The sequence below is a fragment of the Phenylobacterium sp. GW823-FHT02A09 genome (assembly GCF_058797775.1).
This window is the reverse complement of record NZ_JBXAJZ010000003.1, coordinates 320,562-338,199: the sequence shown is the minus strand read 5'-3', so window position 1 is coordinate 338,199 and position 17,638 is coordinate 320,562. Positions and strand designations below refer to the sequence as shown.

Below are 17,638 nucleotides of genomic sequence, written 5' to 3'. Positions count from 1 at the left end.
CGGCCGGACCGCTCAGCTCCAGTTTTCGCGCGGGGACTCGATCAGGATCACCTTGACGTCGGCCTCCGCCAGGCCGAGGCCGCCGAGATTGCGCTTCACCGCCGCGAACAGCGCCTGCTTGAGCTCGTCGGTGCGCCCCGAGAAGAGCGTGATCTGCAGCTCGGTGTAGCGGTCGCTCTCGCCCGGGCCGCTGTTGAAATGGCTGGCGGGGTGCTCGACCAGCCGCAGGTGACGCGCCGCCGGCGGCGTGCCGATGCTCTCGGTCAGGGCCGATTGCACGGCGTCGAACAGCGCCTGCGGGTCTTGGATCCAGCCTTGGCGCGTGGAGATCAGGGTCGAGGGCATCGGGTTACTGACTTTCGGTAGGAGCAAGTTGGACCGACGCGCCGGCCTGTGCGCCGGCGGCTTCGGGAACGAGATGGCAGGCGACGAGATTGCCGCCCTCGGCGGGCCGCAGTTGCGGCGCGACCTCGCGGCAGCGCGGCTCGACCAGCGGGCAGCGGCCCTGGAAGAAGCAGCCCTGGGGCAGGTTCAGGTTGCTGGGCAGCTCGCCCTGCAGGACGGGCTTGTCGATGGCCTTGACGGCGTCGGGATCGGTCGCCGGCGCGGCGGCCAGCAGCGCGCGCGTATAGGGGTGCCGGGGCGCCGACCAGAAGGTCTGCCGCGTCCCCTGCTCGACGATCCGGCCGAGGTACATGACCACCACCCGATCGGCGATGTGTTCGACCACCGAAAGGTCGTGCGAGATGAACAGGTAGGACATCTGCAGATCGCGCTGCAGGTCGCCCAGCAGGTTTATGACCTGGGCCCGCACGGAGACGTCGAGGGCCGACACCGGCTCGTCGCAGACGATCAGGCTGGGATTGAGGGCGATCGCGCGGGCGATGCCGATCCGCTGGCGCTGGCCGCCCGAGAACGCGTTCGGATAGCGGCCATAAGCGTCGGCGGGAAGTCCGACCAGGGCCAGCAGCTCCTCGACCCGGTGACGGGTCTCCTTTGCCGACCACCCGGCCAGGCGCAGCGGCTGGCCGATGCTCTTGCCGATGGTGTGGCGCGGATTGAGCGCGCTGCCGTTGTCTTGGAAGATCATCTGCATCTTCGGCCGCACGGCGCGCAGCGCCTGGGCGTCCAGATGGGTGATGTCCCGCCCGTCGAGCTCGATCGCGCCCTCGGCCGACGGCGCCAGTCGCAGGATCGCCTTGCCGAGCGTCGACTTTCCGCAGCCCGACTCGCCGATCAGTCCGACCGTCGTCCCGGCCTCGATCTCGAGATCCAGGCCGTTGACGGCGTGCACCACGCCCTGCCCGGTCGGCAGCCTGACGTGCAGATCCTTGATGCTGAGCAGACTCATGCGCTCACCTCCCCATCGAACCAGCACTCGACCTCATGGCGGCGGCCGACGATGCGGCGGACCGGGGCCGTCGTTCCGCAGATCTCCAGCGCACGCTCGCAGCGGCCGCGGAATGCGCAGCCCGCGGGTCGGTCGGCATAGGGCGGCACGACGCCGGGGATCTCCGGCAGCCGCTCTCCGGCCGGGACCGGCCGCGTCAGGGCCAGGAGCCCTTGCGTGTAGGGATGCCGGGGCGCGCGGAAGATCTCGCGCACCGGGCCTTCCTCGACGATCCGGCCGGCGTACATCACCGCGACCCGGTCGGCCATTTCAGCGACGACCCCGAAGTCGTGGGTGACGATGAGCAACGCCATCCCGGTCTCCTCCTTCAGGCGCTGCAGCAGTTGCAGCACCTGGGCCTGGATCGTCACGTCCAGCGCCGTCGTCGGCTCGTCGGCGATCAGCAGCCGCGGATTGCCCGCGATCGCCATGGCGATGACGATCCGCTGGCACATGCCGCCCGAGAGGCGATGCGGATATTCGCCCAGCCGCGTCTCCGGATCGGGGATGCGAACCAGGCGCATGAGCTCCAGGGCCCGCGCGCGCAGGGCCTCGCGCGGCAAGGCCGCATGCGCGCCGATCGCTTCGTAGAGCTGGGCGCCGACGGTCATCAGCGGATTGAGCGCGCTCATGGGGTCCTGGGAGATCAGGGCGATGTCGCGCCCGCGCAGGGCGTTCATCTCGCGCTCGCGCAGTCCCAGGATGTCGCGCCCGTCCAGCCGCACCTCGCCGCCGGTGACCCGCGCCTGTCCCTTGGGCAGCAGACGGATCATCGAGAGGGCGGCCAGCGACTTGCCGCAGCCGGACTCCCCGACGATCGCCACGGTCTCGCCGCGGCCGATCGACAGGTCGAGCGAGCGCACGATCGACGTTTCGCCCGCCGCGGTCCGCACAGCGGTGGACAGTCCCCGCGCCTCGATCAGCGGCTCGGCCAAGGTCATCGCTGCCTCCGGGGATTGAGAACGTCGTTGAGGCCGTCGCTGACCAGGCTGAGCGCGAAGACGGTGAGCACGATCGCCACCCCGGGGATGGCGCAGACGTACCAGGCGGTGCGGATCAGTCCCCGGCCCTCGCCGATCAGCCGACCCCAGGTGGTCACCGACGGGTCGCCGAGCCCCAGGAACGACAATCCCGACTCCGCCAGGATCGCGCCGGCGATGCTGAGCGTGGACACCGCCAGCACCGGCCCGATGGCGTTGGGCAGGATCTCGCCGAAGATGATCTGCAGGTCGCCCATGCCGATGGTCCGGCCGGCCAGCACGAAGTCGCGCTTGCGCCAGGTCAGGAACTCGCCGCGGGTCAGGCGCGCGATCGACTCCCATGAGATGAGGCCGATGGCCAGCACCACGAAGATCAGCTGCGGACCGACGAACGACACCACCGCCAGCAGGAAGATGAGGCCGGGAATGGTCTGGAAGAGCTCGATCAGGCGCGTGAAGAACGCCCCGACGACGCCGCCGTAGTAGCCGGCGATGGCGCCGACCGAGACGCCGATCAAGATCGCCGTGAGGGCCGCGGCGACGCCGATCAGCAAGGTGGTGCGCGCGCCGTGGACCAGCATCGCCAGCATGTCGCGGCCCAGCGCGTCGGTCCCCAGAGGGAAGCCCGGCGAGAACGGCGGCGACAACGCCGGTCCGACGATCCGCAGGGGGTCTTGCGGAGAAATGACCGGCGCCAGCAGGGCGACCAGCAGGACGAGGCCCAGCAGGATCAGACCTGCCAGGGCCAGGCGGTTCTGCGAGAACCGTTGGAGGAAGCTGATCATGCCGCTAGTCCAGCGCGATGCGCGGATCGAGCCACGCGTAGAGCGCGTCGACCACGAGGTTCACCAGGATGACGACCAGGGCGCTGAGGATGATCACCCCCAGCACCATGGGATAGTCGCGGGCCACGACGGCGTCGTAGAGCAGACTGCCGATGCCGGGCCAGTTGAACACCGCCTCGACCACCACCGAGCCCGAGAACACCGTCGCGAACTGCAGTCCCAGCACGGTGACGATCGGCAACAGCGCATTGCGGAAGACGTGGCGCAGGGCCACCGCCCGTTCCGACAGGCCCTTGGCGCGCGCGGTCTTCACATAGTCGGCGGCGGACGCCTCGATCATCGCCGCGCGGGTGACGCGCAGATAGATCGCCGACTGGTGCAGCCCCATGGCGACGGCCGGCAGAATCAGGTGCTTGGCAACGTCCAGCACGCCGCCGACGACGCCGAAGTCGCCGCCGATGGTGCGCATGTCGCCGATCGGCAGCCATCCGAGCACGACCCCGAACAGCACGATCAACATGATGCCGAGCCAGAAGCCCGGCGCGGCGAACAGGAAGACGCCGGCCAGCGACAGGACCCGATCGAGCGTGCTGTTGGGCCGCGACGCCGCCAGGACGCCGGCCGCGACACCGGAGATCAATGCGACCAGCAGACCCGTCACCATCAGGATCAGGGTCGCCGGCAGGTGGTGCAGGATCGCGTCGAGCACCGGCATGTTCTGGCGGTACGAGAACCCCAGGTCGAAGCGGGCGATCGCCTCGAGGTACTTGAGCCACTGGATCCAGAGCGGCTGATCGAGCCCGTAGGTCACGGTCAGCCGGTCGATCATCGCCTGATCGGAGATCTGCATCTCCGAGGACATGATCTCGACGAAGCTGCCAGGCGCCGAGTGGATCAGGAAGAACGTGCAGGTGATGATAACCAGCATCAGCGGCAGCACATGGGTCAGCAGGCGCAGCCCCACGCGGCGCGCGACGTTCAGCCCGCGCGAGGCGGTCGAGGTCCGCGCCGCGCCCTCGAACCGCAAGGGATCCGAGAACGGCGTCGGCAGGGTGCGCTTGCCAGCCATGTCAGTCTTCCGCCTGGCCGAGCGCGGCGGCGATCGCCGCGCGCGACGCGGCGTTGTGCGAGGGCACGGTCTCGCGGCCGAACTGCGGGGGCTGAGCCACATAGGGCTCCTCCAGCCGCGCGATCTCCTCGGGCGTCAGCGCCACGTCCAGCGCCGCCACCGCGTCGGTGATGTGGTTGAGCTTGGTGGCCCCGACGATCGGGGCGGTGACGCCCGGGCGCGAGAGCAGCCAGGCCAGACCGACCTGCGCGGCCGGCGCGCCGCGGGCCTCGGCGACCTCCAGCACGCGGTCGACCACGGCCTCGTCCTCGGGACGGGCGAAGTCCTTCACCACCTCCGAGCGCTTGGTGCCGCGCCGGCGCGAACCGGTGAGCAGACCCCGCGCCAGCGGGCTGTAGGGAATGACGCCGACGCCCTGGTCGAGGCACAACGGGATCATCTCCCGCTCCTCCTCCCGGTAGAGGAGGTTGTAGCGGTTCTGCATGGTCACGAACTTGGTCAGGCCATTCTGCTCGGCCAGGGCCTGCAGCTTGGCGAACTGCCACGCGTACATGCTCGAGGCGCCGATGTGCAGGACCTTGCCCTCGCGCACGAGGCCGTCCAGCGCTTCCAGCACCTCTTCCGGCGGGGTGGTCGGGTCGAGCCGGTGGATCTGGTAGAGGTCGATGTAGTCGGTCCGCAACCGACGCAGCGAGGCCTCGACCGCATGGCGGATGTGCTTGCGCGACAGCCCCCGCTGGTTGACGTCCGGGCCCATGGCGCCGAACACCTTGGTGGCGATGACGACGCGCTCGCGGTCCACGCCCAGCTCCTTGAAGACGTCGCCCTGGATCGTTTCGGCGAGGCCGGTCGAATAGGAGTCGGCGTTGTCGAAGAAGTTGATCCCCGCCTCCAACGCCGCCTTGTAGAAGGGCAGCGCTTCGGAGGGCGGCAGCGCCCACGGCATCCAGTCGGTGGAGCCGTAGCTCGAGCAACCGAACGCGATGCGGGAAACCTTCAGGCCCGTCGGGCCCAGATTGACGTACTGCATGGGACGCGGCCTCAGTAAGCGTAGCGGACGCGCACGAACCAGGTGCGCGGATCCGAATAGGTGGTGGCGTTGGACGACGTGACGCCGTTGCCGCGGGTGCCGCCGGTGTCGAACTGGTCGTTCAGCAGGTTGCGGACGGTGAACGAGAAACGCCAGTTGCGGGCGTTTTCAGGCTGGAAGCTGGCCGAGAGGTTCACCAACTCCTGGGCCTCGGCCGCGGCCGTGACGGTGTTGGGGCCGTCGATGAAGTATTCCGAGCGGTTCACGTACTCGGCGCCGACCCGGTACTCGCCGAACTTGGTGATCGGCAGCACGTAGTCGACCGAGACGAAGTGCGACCACTCCGGCGCGTTCTGGACCTTCTTGCCCACGAACTGTGCGGTGTTGGACGCCGCGCCCCCGGCGCTCAGGACCTCGGAGTCCATGAAGGCGATGTTGTAGAGCAGGGAGAGGCCCGCGACCGGCGCCCAGGTGGTTTCGAGCTCGAAGCCCTGCGTCTCGACTTCGCCGAGGTTGATGCGGTGGCTGACGTTGTTCTCGTCCAGGGCGGTGGCCTGGTAGCCTTTGATCTTGTTGTGGAAGACCGCCAGGTTGGCGCGCAGGCTGCGGTTGAAGAAGTCGGTCTTCAGACCGGCCTCGATGGCCGTCACGTACTCGGGATCGTACGGCAGGCCGGCCGCCTCCTTGGAATTGGCCCGGCCGTCGAAGCCCCCCGCCTTGAACCCCTTGGAATAGGTCAGATAGGCCAGGACATGGTCGTTGGCCCGCCAGTCGACTCCCAGCTTCGGCGTGAACGAGTTCCAATTCTCCCAGTCGCGATAGATCGTGTAGTTGATCGGAAGGTACTGGCCCTGGGCGTTGCGCTCGTCGCCGGTGAAGCGGAAATTGTGCTTCTCGACGGTGTAGCGGGCGCCGGCGATGACGCTGATGGTCGGCGTCAGCTCATAGGTCGCCTGACCATAGACCGAGTAGTTCTTGGTCTTCTCGGCCGAGTCCTGGAGCGTCGTCCGCGCCTGCAGGAACTCGTTGCGGTAGGGCAGCAGCGCGTGGCTGTTCAGCGGCGAATAGCCGGTCCGGTAGGAACGGAAGTTGTCGTAGAGGTAGAACAGGCCGCCGACGACGTTCAGCCGATCTCCGTTGTAGAGGTACTGGATCTCCTGCGACCAGTTCTCGTTGCGGTGATCGGAGTAGGTGCGGTTGATCGCGTTGGCGCCGCCGTCCTGATCATAGTAGCCCGGCTGCTTGAAGGCCCGATACGAGGTGATCGAGCGCAACGACGTGTTCTCGTCCAGCTCGTAGGTCGCGCGGATCGAGGCGCCGCCCAGCTCGGTGTGGTTGCTGATCGGCCACTCCGAGTAGTTGACCTTCTTGTTGATCACCCCGCCCGGCTGCACGCGGGTCTGCTTCGGGGTCGGGTCGCCGTTGTCCTCGAAGTAGTCGGCGGCGAACAGGATCGCGAGCTTGTCGGTGGCGTTGTAGTTCACCTTCAGCCGGATCGCGTCGGTTGCGACGTCGCCGACATATTCGTCGTTGGTGACGTTGTAGACGAACCCGCGGCGCTCGCGGTGGATGTAGGACAGGCTGGCGGCCAGCTTGTCCTCAATGATCGGGCCAGAGATGCCGGCCCGGATGATGTTGGCCGAGTAGTTGCCCGCGCCGACCTCGAAGAAGGTCTTCAGGTCATTGTCCGGCAGCCGCGTCGTCACCTTGATGGCGCCGGCCGAGGAGTTGCGCCCGTAGAGCGTGCCCTGCGGTCCGCGCAGCACCTGCACGTCCTGCACGTCGTTCAGTTCGAAGGTGCCGCCGATCGGCCGCGAGATGTAGACGTCGTCGACATAGGTGCCGACCGTCTGGTTGGCGATCGAGTCCGACTCCCCGATGCCGCGGATGTAGTAGCTGGTCTGCGAGTGCTGCAGCGCCGTCGGCGCCGCCAGGCCCGGGATGCGGGTCACGACGTCGCGAAGGTTTTCGACGGCGCGGAGCTCCAGGGTCTGAGGCGTCACCACCGTGATCGCGATCGGCGTGTCCTGAAGCTTGGCTTCACGGAACTCGGCCGTGACCAGGACTTCCTCGACCGTAGCGGCGTCGCGCGCCTCCTCCGCCAGGGCTGGCCCCGCGGCGCCCGCCGCCAGGACCAAAGCTATCGCCGTCGATGAGGACCACCGACCAGGAACGGGCCGCAACATACTCATACGCTCTCCACATGCCGGATGGTTCGGCGCGCTTGCCCACGCCGCCGCATCCGTTGTCAGGCCCTGCGGCCCCCCGAATTCATACCTGCTGGATAGAGTTTAAATTCGGCCGCGAGAAGAGGGTTCGAACACTAGTTTTCCTCTTGATATCGTTTAGTTTTTTATCCCCCACCTCCACGCCGAAGGCGCACGCGTTTTGCCCGCCGCGCCAAATGGCGGGCGGGTGAAAACACGCTCGGGTCGGAGAAGGAGGTCAGCTCTTCGAGATGTCGCCCCAGGAGTCTGTCGCGACGCTGGCGGCGGTCGAGGCGATCTTCACAGAGCTCTTCTGGATGATGTGCGTCGGCCACTCGACGAGCGGAACGATCGGGGCGTCGCGCAGGATGATGCGGGTCGCCTGCAAGGTTTCGGCCTTGCGGCGGGCCGGATCGACCTCCTGCTTGATCTGGTCGAAGATCGCGTCCAGCTCGGCGTTCGAATAGCGCGCCGAATTGCGGAAGATGAGCCCCTTCTTGATCCCTGCCGTCCCGAACACCAGGGGCAGATCGGGGATCGGGTCGTTGTAGGTGCCCCCGCCCTGGCTGTAGGCCACGTCGAAGTCATAGTCGGTGTAGAGCGCCTTCAGCGAATTGGCCCGGTCCGGGACCTTGAGGGTGGTCGTGATCCCAAGATCCTCGAAGGCCTGCTTCAGGTACGCGCCGGACTTGCCGTTCTCCTCCGACCAGCCCGAGGCGAGCAGGTTCAGCTTGAAGCGCTCGGCGCCGGCGCGGCGCGGGAAACCGGCCTCGGTCAGCAGCTTGTCGGCCAGGGCCGGGTCGTACGGATACGTCGGGATGTCCGGATCGAAGTACAGGCGGTTGCTGCTGAGGATCGGTCCAGCCGCCGGCTTGGCGTAGCCGTAGTAGACCGTGCGGGCGATGAAATCGCGATCGACCGCGTGCAGCAGGGCGCGCCGGACTCGAGCGTCCGAGACCACCGGATTGCGCGTGTTGAAGTGCAGCCCGAGGGGCGCGCCCTGATCCTCAAAGCTGACCGCGAGCTGGGGATTGGCCTGCAGCCGCTTCAGGTCCCCGAGCGGTGCGGGGTTGTGCACCCCGATGTCGAGCTGGCCGGTCTCGAACGCCGCGGCCCGCGAGGCGGGCTCGCGCCACCAGCGGACGATCAGCCGGTCCAACTTCGGTTGGTCGGGGATCCAGTAGGTCGAGTTCTTCACGAACTCGGCGTGCGAGCCGCGCACCCACTGTGAGAACTTCCACGGGCCCGTGCCCACCGGAGCGTTGTTCACCGGGTTCAGGAGCAGGTCCGTGCCGGCGTAGAGATGCTTGGGCAGGATGTAGTTGGCGCCGTCGCTCAGCAGATAGCCGACGCTGAACTCCGGCACCGGGCGGTCGAAGCGGACCACGACGCCGAGCGGGCCGGTGGCCTCCACGCCCGCCAGGAAGTCGAGAATCGTCTGCGGGAAGAACGGCTTCCAGTACTCCTGGATCGTCCAGACCACGTCGTCGGCGGTGAACGGCTTGCCGTCGTGCCATGTCACGTTCGGCCGCAGGTTCAGGGTCACCGAGCGATGGTCCGGCGCGATGCTCCAGCTCTCGGCGAGCACCGGCGAGAAGGTCTGGTCGCGGTTGTAGCGGGCCAGGCGCTCAAGCACCTTCGACCCCGTAAAGCCCGGGCCGCCGCCGCCGCCGCCCGGCGCAAACATGGTGTGAGGCTCGGGATAGCCCGTCGTCGCGGTCAGCGAGCCGGCGCCGCCACCGCCGCTAGCCGCCTTCTCCCCGCCCCCGCACGCGGCCAGCGCTATTCCAGCTCCGCCGACGGGGATGAGCGACAGTAGCGAGCGACGGGAAAACATGAACGACCTCAAACGTGAACTGGCGGCCGGTTACGCGACCGGCTGCGGGGCCTGAGCCAGGCCTGAGAAGCTGCGCTCGAAGTAGAGCAGCGGCGCGCCGGGCTGGCTGGCGACGTCCAGAACCTCGGCGATGAGAATGGTGTGGTCGGCGGCGCGGATCCGATGCTCGATGGCCAGGTCGAACCGGGCCACGCCCCCGGCGTAACGCGGCGCGAAGTCGTCGTTCAGGTTCCAGGCGGCGGACTTGAACCGTTGGCTCTGGGCGTCGGAGACCGCGAACAACTGGGCCTCGTCCAGATCGTCCTCGGCGAGCGCCACGGCCGCGCAGCGCCCCGCCTTCAGCAGCCCGTCATGGGCCGAGGCCGCGCGCCGGACGCTGAACAGCAAGCGCGGCGGATCGACCGACAGGCTGACCAGGGAGGTCGCCGCCAGGCCGAGCGGGACGCCGTCTGCCCAGCAGGTGATCAGGGTCACGCCGCTGGCCAGCCGCGCCATGCCGTCCCGCAGCCGCGCCGCGTCCAAGCGCGGTGAAACCTGTGGCAAAGGCTGCACTAGGCCCACGACAGGATCGCCCGGGCTTCGGGGGCCTGCTGTCCGTCGCGCTCGTCGCCTCGCCAGACCGCCGACAGCAGTTCGACCTGAGCGGCCTGCTCGACCTGCAGCATGAGTTCCGTGAGTTGCGTCACGCTCGCGCCGGCCAGCACCGCGCCGCCCTGCTCATGGACGACGCCGGCGTAGTTGTTGTTCAGGGCCGGCTCCAGGGCGGCCGCGGCCGAGCCGTAGCGATAGACCTGCACGCCTTGGTGCAGGCTCGAGCGAGCCAGCGGCATATGGGCGAACGGAAGGGTGCGCCCGCCCCGCGCCCAGGCGTCCAGCCGCGGACTGCTGAAGCGGGCGATCGCAGTGAGCTCTTCCCGCCGACGAAAGAGGTCGATGAACTCCTCGACGGGCGCGCGCGCCGCCCGCTCTCCGGCCACCAGCTGGCCCTCCAGGCCCAGGACCGTGACCTTGGGCTCCAGCGAGACCGACCACAGACCGGGATGCCCGAGCCGTACGATCTGACCGTCCTCCGGACCGCGAAGGATGAAATCGAGTTCGGCGGCGGGATGCACGTGACCCACGTCCCGCAGGACCCTGAACGCACGAGCCGCCTCCAGGCGCGCTGTGTTCAAAAAATCCTGGAGGGTGACGCTCTGCGCCACCAATCCAAGGCCGACAGGCGTCTGGCGCATGAAACTCTCGCTCCTAAGGAACCCGCTTTCTATTCCTATAATTCCGATAGGAACAATATTGCAATACCGCAAGCGGATTGCATCCGTGTCCGTTCGGCTTGAGCGTCTATCTGCGGTGAGGCGTCGCCTCGGGGCCCCCTGCCAGCTACGCCGAGCTGACGCCCCCTCTACAAACCGGCCTTCATGTGGCGCATAGATTTCAAGCTCGTGACGTAGGGTCATATGCTCGTGCTTTCCGGCCGCTAGAGAACCTTGAGCACGTGGCGCGAGTTCTCTGTAGCTTAGCGAAGACGTGCCTTCGGACGACTGCGTCAACCAGCCAGGAAGACGGATACATGCCAATGCGCCCCCCAGCGTCGAGAGCGTCTTGCGGCCAGATCTGGTCCGCCAATCCGACCTCGCCGGACGCTGCATCTTGAAGCGGCGCAGCGCGATCCTCGCGACGCTGGCGAGCATGAGCCTGCTGGCGGCCTGCGGGGCCAAGACCGACGCCCACAAGGGCGGACACGACAACGGCCCGACGAACGTCGGCTATGTCGTCGTCCAGCCCACCCGCGTCGACCTGACCAACGAACTCACCGGCCGCGTCGTCGCCTATCAGAGCTCGGAGGTGCGGCCGCAGGTCGCCGGCGTGATCGAGAAGCGCCTGTTCACGGAAGGCTCCCTCGTCACCCGAGGCCAGCCGCTCTACCAGATCGACCCGAGCCTCTATCAGGCCGCGGTCAGCCAGGCGCTGGCCAACGTCCAGAGCGCAGAGGCCAATCTCTCGGCCGCGTCGGCCCTGGCCGACCGCTACAAGCCGCTCGCGGCGATCGAGGCGGTCAGCCAGCAGGACTATGTGAACGCCGCGGCGCAGGCCGCGCAGGCCAAGGCGTCGGTCGCCCAGGCGCGCGCCGCGCTCGACACCGCCCGGATCAATCTGCGGTTCACCACCGTCCCCGCCCCGATCAGCGGCCGAATCGGGCGTTCGCTCTCGACCGTCGGCGCGCTGGTGACGACCAGCCAGGCCGATCCGCTGACCACCATCCAGCAGCTCGATCCGATGTTCGTCGACATCCAGCAGTCGAGCGGCGATCTCCTGGCCCTGCGCCGGGCGCTGGCTGCGGGCGGACTGGCGCCGGGAAGCGCCGCGGTGAAGCTGACGCTCGAAGACGGCAGCACCTACGATCAGGTCGGCGCCGTCGAGTTTTCCGAAGTGGTCGTCGACGAGTCGACGGGCACGGTCACGCTCCGGGCCCGCATCGCCAATCCCAAGGGCGTCCTGCTTCCGGGCATGTTCGTCCGCGCCAGCTTCAACCAGGCGGTCGCCACCGCCGCCTATCTGGTGCCCCAGACCGCCGTCGCGCGCGATCCGAAGGGCGCGGCGAGCGTCTACGTCGTCGGGGCCGACGGCAAGGCCGAGCAGCGCACCATCACCGCCGATCGGACCGACGGCGCCAACTGGGTCGTCCGCAAGGGCCTCAACCCCGGCGACAAGGTGATCACGCAGGGCTTGGCCAACGTGCAGCCCGGCAAGCCTCTCAAGGCGGTTCCGGCCGAAACGCCGCAAGTCATCCAGAGCCCGGCCGGCAAATCCGGCGGGCAGGCCAAGGGCGCCGCCGCAGGGGGCGCCTGACATGCTTTCGCGCATCTTCGTCGACCGGCCGATCTTCGCCTGGGTCATCGCCATCATCATCATGCTGGCGGGCCTCGGCGCCATCCGGTTCCTGCCGGTCGCCCAGTACCCCGACGTCGCCCCGCCACAGGTGTCAGTCCGCGCCACCTATCCCGGCGCTTCGGCCGAAACGATCCAGAACAGCGTCACCCAGGTCCTCGAGCAGTCGCTGACCGGCATCGACGGCCTGCTCTATTTCAGCTCCTCGTCCACCTCCCGCGGCCAGGTCACGATCACCGTCACCTTCGACAAGGGCGTCGATCCCGACATCGCCCAGGTGCAGGTGCAGAACCAGGTTCAGCAGGCCGTCTCCCGCCTTCCGACCCAGGTCCAGCAGCAGGGGCTGGTCGTCCGCAAGTCGAACCCCGACAACCTGCTGATCGTCGGCGTCTATGACGAGACCGACCGGATGACCAACCGGGACGTCTCCGACTACCTGGTCTCCAACCTCCAGGACCCGATCTCGCGGCTGAAGGGGGTCGGCGACACCAACGTCTTCGGTTCCCAGTACGCGATGCGCATCTGGCTCAACCCCGACCGGCTGGCCAGCTACCAGCTGACGCCGGGCGACGTCGTCACCGCCATCCAGAACCAGAACACCGAGGTTGCGGCCGGCGAGATCGGCGGCCAGCCGCAGCCCGACTCGCAGATGCTGAATGCGACCGTGACCGCCCAGTCGCGGCTGCAGACCCCCGAGCAGTTCGGCAAGATCGTCCTGAAGAGCCAGTCCAACGGCGCGGCCGTCGTGCTGTCCGACGTCGCGCGGGTCGAGCTGGGCTCCGAGAATTACAACGCCCGCAGCCGGGTGAACCAGCACCCCGGAGCGGGCCTGGCGATCCTGCTTGCCCCAGGCGCCGACGCCCTCAAGACCGCCGACCTCGTCAAGGCCAGGGTCGAGGAGCTCTCCAAGGAGTTCCCGCCCGGCCTGACGTTCGCCTACGCCAACGACACCACCGACTTCATCAAGCTGTCGATCAGCGAGGTCGTGAAGACCCTGGCCGAGGCGATCGTCCTCGTCGTCATCGTGATGTTCGTGTTCCTGCAGAGCTGGCGCGCGACCCTGGTGCCGGCGATCGCCGTCCCGGTAGTCCTGCTGGGCACCTTCGCCGTGCTCTACGTCGCCGGCTTCTCGATCAACACCATGACGCTGTTCGGCCTGGTGCTCGCCATCGGCCTGCTGGTCGACGACGCCATCGTGGTGGTCGAGAACGTCGAGCGGCTGATGGAGGAAGACCCCGAGCTGACCCCGCGCGAAGCCACGATCCGCTCGATGGACGAGATCACCATGGCGCTGGTCGCCATCGCCCTGGTGCTGTCGGCGGTGTTCCTGCCGATGGCCTTCTTCGGCGGCTCGACCGGGGTGATCTACCGGCAGTTCTCGCTGACCATCATCTCGGCCATGCTGCTGTCGGTGTTCGTCGCCCTGACGCTGAGCCCGGCCATCACCGCCAACCTGCTGAAGCGCAAGCGCGCGGCCCACGAAATTCACGACGGCTGGTTCGGACGCCGCTTTCCGGCCGCGGCCAGCCTGATCCACCGCGGGTCCACCGGCTTCAACGCCGGCTTCGAGCGAATGGCCGACGCCTATCGGCGCTCGGTGCGCGCGATCCTCGGCCGCCGCGTCCTGGCGCTCGGCGTCTACGGCGTGATCGTGGCGCTGCTCTGCGGGCTGTTCATCCGGCTGCCGACCGGCTTCCTGCCGACCGAAGACCAGGGCGCCGCCAGCGTCCAGTTCCAGCTCCCGGCCGGGGCCACCCAGGCGCGGACCGTCGAGGTCCAACGCCAGATCGAGAGCTATTTCCGCGAGCACGAGGACGCCAACGTCCGCACCATGTTCACGGTCAGCGGCGGGGGCGGCGGCGCCAGCGGCCAGAACACCGGCCAGGGCTTCCTCAACTTCGTCGACTGGTCCGAACGCAAGGGCAAGGACAACACCGCCGACGCCGTCGTCGCCCGCGCCTCGGCCGCCTTCCAGAACTTCCGCGACGCCCGCGTGTTCGCCTTGATCCCGCCGGCCATTCGCGGCCTGGGCCAATCCGACGGCTTCACCATGGAGTTGCAGAACGCCAGCGGCATGTCCCAGGCCGACTTCAACGCCGCCCGCGACAAGCTGCTCGAGGCCGCCCGCCGCGACCCCGCCCTGGCCTCGGTCCGCCTGACCGAACTGCCCGACATCGCGACGCTGAAGATCGACATGGACGCGCGAAAACTGGCGGCCCTCGGCCTCAGCCAGGCCGACGTCAACTCCACCCTGTCGACCGCCTGGGGCGGGCGCTACGTCAACGACTTCGTCGACCGCGGCCGGGTCAAGCGCGTCTACGTCCAGGGCGACGCGCCTTATCGCGCCGATCCGTCGAACCTCGAGGAGTGGTACGTGCGCGGTTCGAACGGCCAGATGGCGCCGTTCTCATCCTTCGCCAGCATCTCCTGGTCGCAGGCGCCGACGACGCTGTCCCGCTTCAACGGCATCCCGTCCTATGAATTCCAGGGCTCGGCCGCGCCGGGCGGCAGCTCGGGCCAGGCCATGGCCGCGATCGAGAAGCTGGCCGCCGACATCCCGGGCACCAGCATCGCCTGGTCGGGCCTCTCCTTCCAGGAGCGGTTGTCCTCGGGCCAGGCGCCGATCCTCTACGGGCTTTCGCTGCTCGTCGTGTTTCTCTGCCTGGCGGCGCTCTACGAGAGCTGGTCGATCCCGCTGGCCGTGCTGCTCGTGGTCCCGCTCGGACTGGTCGGCGCGGTGATGGCGGTCACGCTGCGGGGCTTGATCAACGACGTCTATCTGCAGATCGGCCTGCTCACGACCATGGGGCTGGCGGCCAAGAACGCCATCCTCATCGTCGAGTTCGCCGAGCAGGCCGAGAGGCGCGGGGCGTCCGCCATCGAGGCGGTGATCGGCGCTGCGCGCACCCGCCTGCGGCCGATCCTGATGACGAGCCTGGCCTTCATATTCGGCGTCCTGCCGCTGGCGATTTCGACCGGCGCCGGCGCCAACAGCCGCATCGCGATCGGGACCGCGGTCATCGGCGGCATGCTGACCGCGACCATCCTGGCGATCTTCTACGTCCCGCTGTTCTTCGTCATGGTCCGGCGAGGCTTCCGCGCGATGCGCAAGGGCCCAGGCGGCGCCAACGAACTGGAGCCGGCATGAGACGCGCCCTCATCCTTCTGGCGACTGTGAGCCTGGCGGGCTGCTCCATGGCGCCCCGCTACGTGCAGCCGCAACTGCCCACCCCCGCGTCGTGGCCAGCGGGCGACGCCTATCTCGCGCAGAGCGAGGCCGAGCTGCCGAAGATCGGCTATCACGACGTGTTCACCGATCAACGCCTGCTGACGCTGATGGACCAGGCGTTGGCCAACAACCGCGACCTGCGGGCGGCCAGCGCCAACATCCTGGCGGCCCGCGCCCAGTACCGCATCCAGCGCGCCGAGCGCCTGCCCCAGGTTGACGTCGACGGCCGCTACACCCGGACCGGCGGCAGCTCGGCGCCCAACGTCGAGGCCTACACCGCCCAGGTCGGCGTCACCGCCTTCGAACTCGACCTGTTCGGCCGCGTGCGCTCTCTCAGCGACGCGGCGCTCAACCGCTACTTCGCCACCGAGGCGGCCGCACGCGCCACCCGCCTGACCCTGCTGGGCGACGTCGCCGAGGTCTGGCTCACCTACGGGGCCCACGCCAGCCGTCTGAAGATCGCCCAGGACACCGTCGTCAGCGCCGAAAGCAGCGTCAAACTGACCAGGTCCAGACTGCAGGGCGGCATCGCCCCGCGCACGGATCTGCGCCAGGCCGAGACCGTGCTCGCCGCCGCCCAGGCCGACGTCGCCTCGCTGCGCACGGCGCTGGCCCAGGACATCAACGCCCTGCAGCTGCTGCTCGGATCGCCGGTCGACCAGAGCCTGCTGCCAGCTTCGATCCAGGACGCCAGCCAAGGCCTGAAGACCCTGCCGGTCGGCCTGCCGTCCGACGTGCTGCTGCGGCGGCCGGACGTGCTCCAGGCCGAGTACGGCCTACGCGCCGCCAACGCCGAGATCGGCGCCGCCCGGGCGGCGCTGTTCCCGACCATCTCGCTGACCGGCGCGCTCGGCTACGCCAGTCCCGCGCTCTCGTCGCTGTTCGACGACGGGACCTTCACCCGCTCGTTCACCCCGTCCGTGACGCTGCCGATCTTCCGGGCCGGGGCCGGCCTCGCCGGGGTGGCCGCCTCCAATGCCCAGCGCGACGCGGCGCTGGCCGCGTACGAAAAGGCCATTCAGTCCGGCTTCCGCGAAACCGCCGACGCCCTGGCGCGACAAGGCACCCTGGCCGAGGAACTCGCCGCCACCCGCACCCAGCTCGACGCGGCCCAGGACACCATGACCCTCACCGAGGCCCGCTATCGCGGCGGCGTCGACACCTTCCTCGCCAACCTGGTCGCCCAGCGCTCGCTCTTCACCGCCCAGAGCGCCTATGTCGCCAGCCAACTTGCGGCCGCCGTCAACCGCGTCGATCTCTACCGGGCGGTCGGAGGCGCGGACGCGCCGACGCCCTGACGGCACGAGACGCTGCAAGTCCTGCCGGGGGCAGCAAGGCCGAAAAGCGGCGAACCTTTCGTCTGTTTCAGCTCCATGACGAGCGGTTCGCCGACATGTCGGGGATCGGTCGCGAACCGCTCGTAACGACGCGCTCGTAACCGTTCGGCATGGCCGCAGATCTTGCATCGGCACGCGCGCCCCGACCGTGGGGCGTGGAACCCCGAAGGAACCTCGATGCAGGTGACATCAACATCCCTTCTATCCGGCGCAGGGCAGGCCGAGCGCCTGCTGGCCGGACTTCTCCAGGTGCAGCCGGCCAGCGACGGCGGAGCCCAGGGCGCGGACGCCGCCTCGGGCGGGCGCCCGCCTCCCCCGCCCGGACCGCCGCCCGGTCAGGCCGGCGGCCAGATGGCGAACAAGACGCTCGCCAGCCTGCTCAGCGTCCAGGAGGAAGATTCGCAGAGCCTGGCCCAGAGCCTGATCCAGTCGGCCGACAGCGACGGCGACGGCTCGCTCAGCCTCGAAGAACTGCAGGCCGCCTTGCCGACCGCAGGCGAGCAGCTCAGCGACGCCCTTTCGCGCCTCGACGAGGACGGTGACGGCAAGCTGAGCGGCGGCGAACTGGAAACCGCCCTGCATGCCAAGGGGCCGCCGCCTCGCCCCCCCAGCCGCGAAGACGTCGCCGCCTCGCTGATCGACCAGCTCGACGCCGACGACGACGGCGGCTTGAGCCTGGCAGAGGTCCAGTCGAGCCTCAGCCAGATCGGCGTCAGCGACGACGCGTCCAGCGCGTTCGGCGGGCTCGACAGCGACGGCGACGGCGTGCTCAGCGCCGCCGAGCTCGCCGCTGCGCTCGGCGCGCGCGACGAGGCCAAGGCCGCCTAGAAGAGCAGAAGATGGGAGCGGTCCCCCTCGGGCTGGGGGGCAGGTGGAGTGAGGGAGACC

The 17,638-nt window shown here is 68.6% G+C and carries 14 protein-coding genes; 4 read left to right on the top strand and 10 right to left on the bottom strand.

Features of this window, described 5'->3' with window-relative positions:
• Positions 1–12 precede the first annotated feature (12 nt).
• From AC1Q87_RS14280 to AC1Q87_RS14235, 10 genes are all read right to left on the bottom strand, one after another.
• A complete protein-coding gene (locus tag AC1Q87_RS14280; protein ID WP_492609591.1) occupies positions 13–345 on the bottom strand; it encodes a tautomerase family protein in 333 nt (110 codons plus the stop codon).
• Positions 346–349: 4 nt separating this feature from the next.
• Entirely contained in the window at positions 350–1,351 is a 1,002-nt protein-coding gene (locus tag AC1Q87_RS14275) for an ABC transporter ATP-binding protein (protein ID WP_492609590.1), read from the bottom strand.
• A complete protein-coding gene (locus AC1Q87_RS14270) occupies positions 1,348–2,331 on the bottom strand; it encodes an ABC transporter ATP-binding protein (protein WP_492609589.1) in 984 nt (327 codons plus the stop codon). Before AC1Q87_RS14270 ends, AC1Q87_RS14275 begins: the two co-directional genes overlap by 4 nt.
• Positions 2,328–3,155, bottom strand: a complete 828-nt coding sequence (locus AC1Q87_RS14265; protein ID WP_492609588.1) for an ABC transporter permease — start codon at positions 3,153–3,155, stop codon at positions 2,328–2,330. Before AC1Q87_RS14265 ends, AC1Q87_RS14270 begins: the two co-directional genes overlap by 4 nt.
• A 4-nt stretch (positions 3,156–3,159) precedes the next feature.
• Positions 3,160–4,224, bottom strand: coding sequence for an ABC transporter permease (locus AC1Q87_RS14260; protein WP_492609587.1), 1,065 nt, complete (start codon positions 4,222–4,224; stop codon positions 3,160–3,162).
• 1 nt (position 4,225) lies between these two features.
• On the bottom strand, positions 4,226–5,254 hold the full coding sequence (locus tag AC1Q87_RS14255) for an aldo/keto reductase (protein ID WP_492609586.1): 1,029 nt from the start codon (positions 5,252–5,254) through the stop codon (positions 4,226–4,228).
• 11 nt (positions 5,255–5,265) lie between these two features.
• Positions 5,266–7,392 carry a TonB-dependent receptor gene (locus tag AC1Q87_RS14250; protein ID WP_492609585.1) on the bottom strand — a complete coding sequence of 709 codons (2,127 nt, stop codon included), beginning with the start codon at positions 7,390–7,392 and terminating at the stop codon, positions 5,266–5,268.
• A 307-nt stretch (positions 7,393–7,699) separates the two neighbouring features.
• A complete protein-coding gene (locus AC1Q87_RS14245; RefSeq protein ID WP_492609584.1) occupies positions 7,700–9,298 on the bottom strand; it encodes an ABC transporter substrate-binding protein in 1,599 nt (532 codons plus the stop codon).
• Positions 9,299–9,328: 30 nt separating this feature from the next.
• A complete protein-coding gene (locus AC1Q87_RS14240) occupies positions 9,329–9,820 on the bottom strand; it encodes a flavin reductase family protein (RefSeq protein ID WP_492609583.1) in 492 nt (163 codons plus the stop codon).
• A gap of 29 nt (positions 9,821–9,849) precedes the next feature.
• Entirely contained in the window at positions 9,850–10,530 is a 681-nt protein-coding gene (locus AC1Q87_RS14235; protein WP_492609582.1) for a class II aldolase/adducin family protein, read from the bottom strand.
• A 415-nt stretch (positions 10,531–10,945) separates the two neighbouring features.
• Between AC1Q87_RS14235 and AC1Q87_RS14230 the strand changes: the two genes are divergently transcribed.
• From AC1Q87_RS14230 to AC1Q87_RS14215, 4 genes are all read left to right on the top strand, one after another.
• A complete protein-coding gene (locus AC1Q87_RS14230; protein WP_492609581.1) occupies positions 10,946–12,145 on the top strand; it encodes an efflux RND transporter periplasmic adaptor subunit in 1,200 nt (399 codons plus the stop codon).
• Between the two features lies 1 nt (position 12,146).
• Positions 12,147–15,332 carry a multidrug efflux RND transporter permease subunit gene (locus AC1Q87_RS14225; protein ID WP_492609580.1) on the top strand — a complete coding sequence of 1,062 codons (3,186 nt, stop codon included), beginning with the start codon at positions 12,147–12,149 and terminating at the stop codon, positions 15,330–15,332.
• Positions 15,329–16,711, top strand: coding sequence for an efflux transporter outer membrane subunit (locus AC1Q87_RS14220; RefSeq protein ID WP_492609579.1), 1,383 nt, complete (start codon positions 15,329–15,331; stop codon positions 16,709–16,711). Before AC1Q87_RS14225 ends, AC1Q87_RS14220 begins: the two co-directional genes overlap by 4 nt.
• Before the next feature lie 216 nt (positions 16,712–16,927).
• The gene (locus AC1Q87_RS14215) at positions 16,928–17,578 is read left to right on the top strand and encodes an EF-hand domain-containing protein (protein ID WP_492609578.1); all 651 of its coding nucleotides are present in this window, start codon (positions 16,928–16,930) and stop codon (positions 17,576–17,578) included.
• The last annotated feature ends 60 nt before the right edge of the window (positions 17,579–17,638 follow it).

Bases quoted from the DNA above. Each gene is read 5' to 3' on its own strand.
- AC1Q87_RS14215 (WP_492609578.1), top strand. From the start codon at position 16,928: ATGCAGGTGACATCAACATCCCTTCTATCCGGCGCAGGGCAGGCCGAG.
- AC1Q87_RS14220 (WP_492609579.1), top strand. From the start codon at position 15,329: ATGAGACGCGCCCTCATCCTTCTGGCGACTGTGAGCCTGGCGGGCTGC.
- AC1Q87_RS14235 (WP_492609582.1), bottom strand. From the start codon at position 10,530: ATGCGCCAGACGCCTGTCGGCCTTGGATTGGTGGCGCAGAGCGTCACC.
- AC1Q87_RS14280 (WP_492609591.1), bottom strand. From the start codon at position 345: ATGCCCTCGACCCTGATCTCCACGCGCCAAGGCTGGATCCAAGACCCG.
- AC1Q87_RS14260 (WP_492609587.1), bottom strand. From the start codon at position 4,224: ATGGCTGGCAAGCGCACCCTGCCGACGCCGTTCTCGGATCCCTTGCGG.
- AC1Q87_RS14270 (WP_492609589.1), bottom strand. From the start codon at position 2,331: ATGACCTTGGCCGAGCCGCTGATCGAGGCGCGGGGACTGTCCACCGCT.
- AC1Q87_RS14265 (WP_492609588.1), bottom strand. From the start codon at position 3,155: ATGATCAGCTTCCTCCAACGGTTCTCGCAGAACCGCCTGGCCCTGGCA.
- AC1Q87_RS14275 (WP_492609590.1), bottom strand. From the start codon at position 1,351: ATGAGTCTGCTCAGCATCAAGGATCTGCACGTCAGGCTGCCGACCGGG.
- AC1Q87_RS14225 (WP_492609580.1), top strand. From the start codon at position 12,147: ATGCTTTCGCGCATCTTCGTCGACCGGCCGATCTTCGCCTGGGTCATC.
- AC1Q87_RS14245 (WP_492609584.1), bottom strand. From the start codon at position 9,298: ATGTTTTCCCGTCGCTCGCTACTGTCGCTCATCCCCGTCGGCGGAGCT.
- AC1Q87_RS14255 (WP_492609586.1), bottom strand. From the start codon at position 5,254: ATGCAGTACGTCAATCTGGGCCCGACGGGCCTGAAGGTTTCCCGCATC.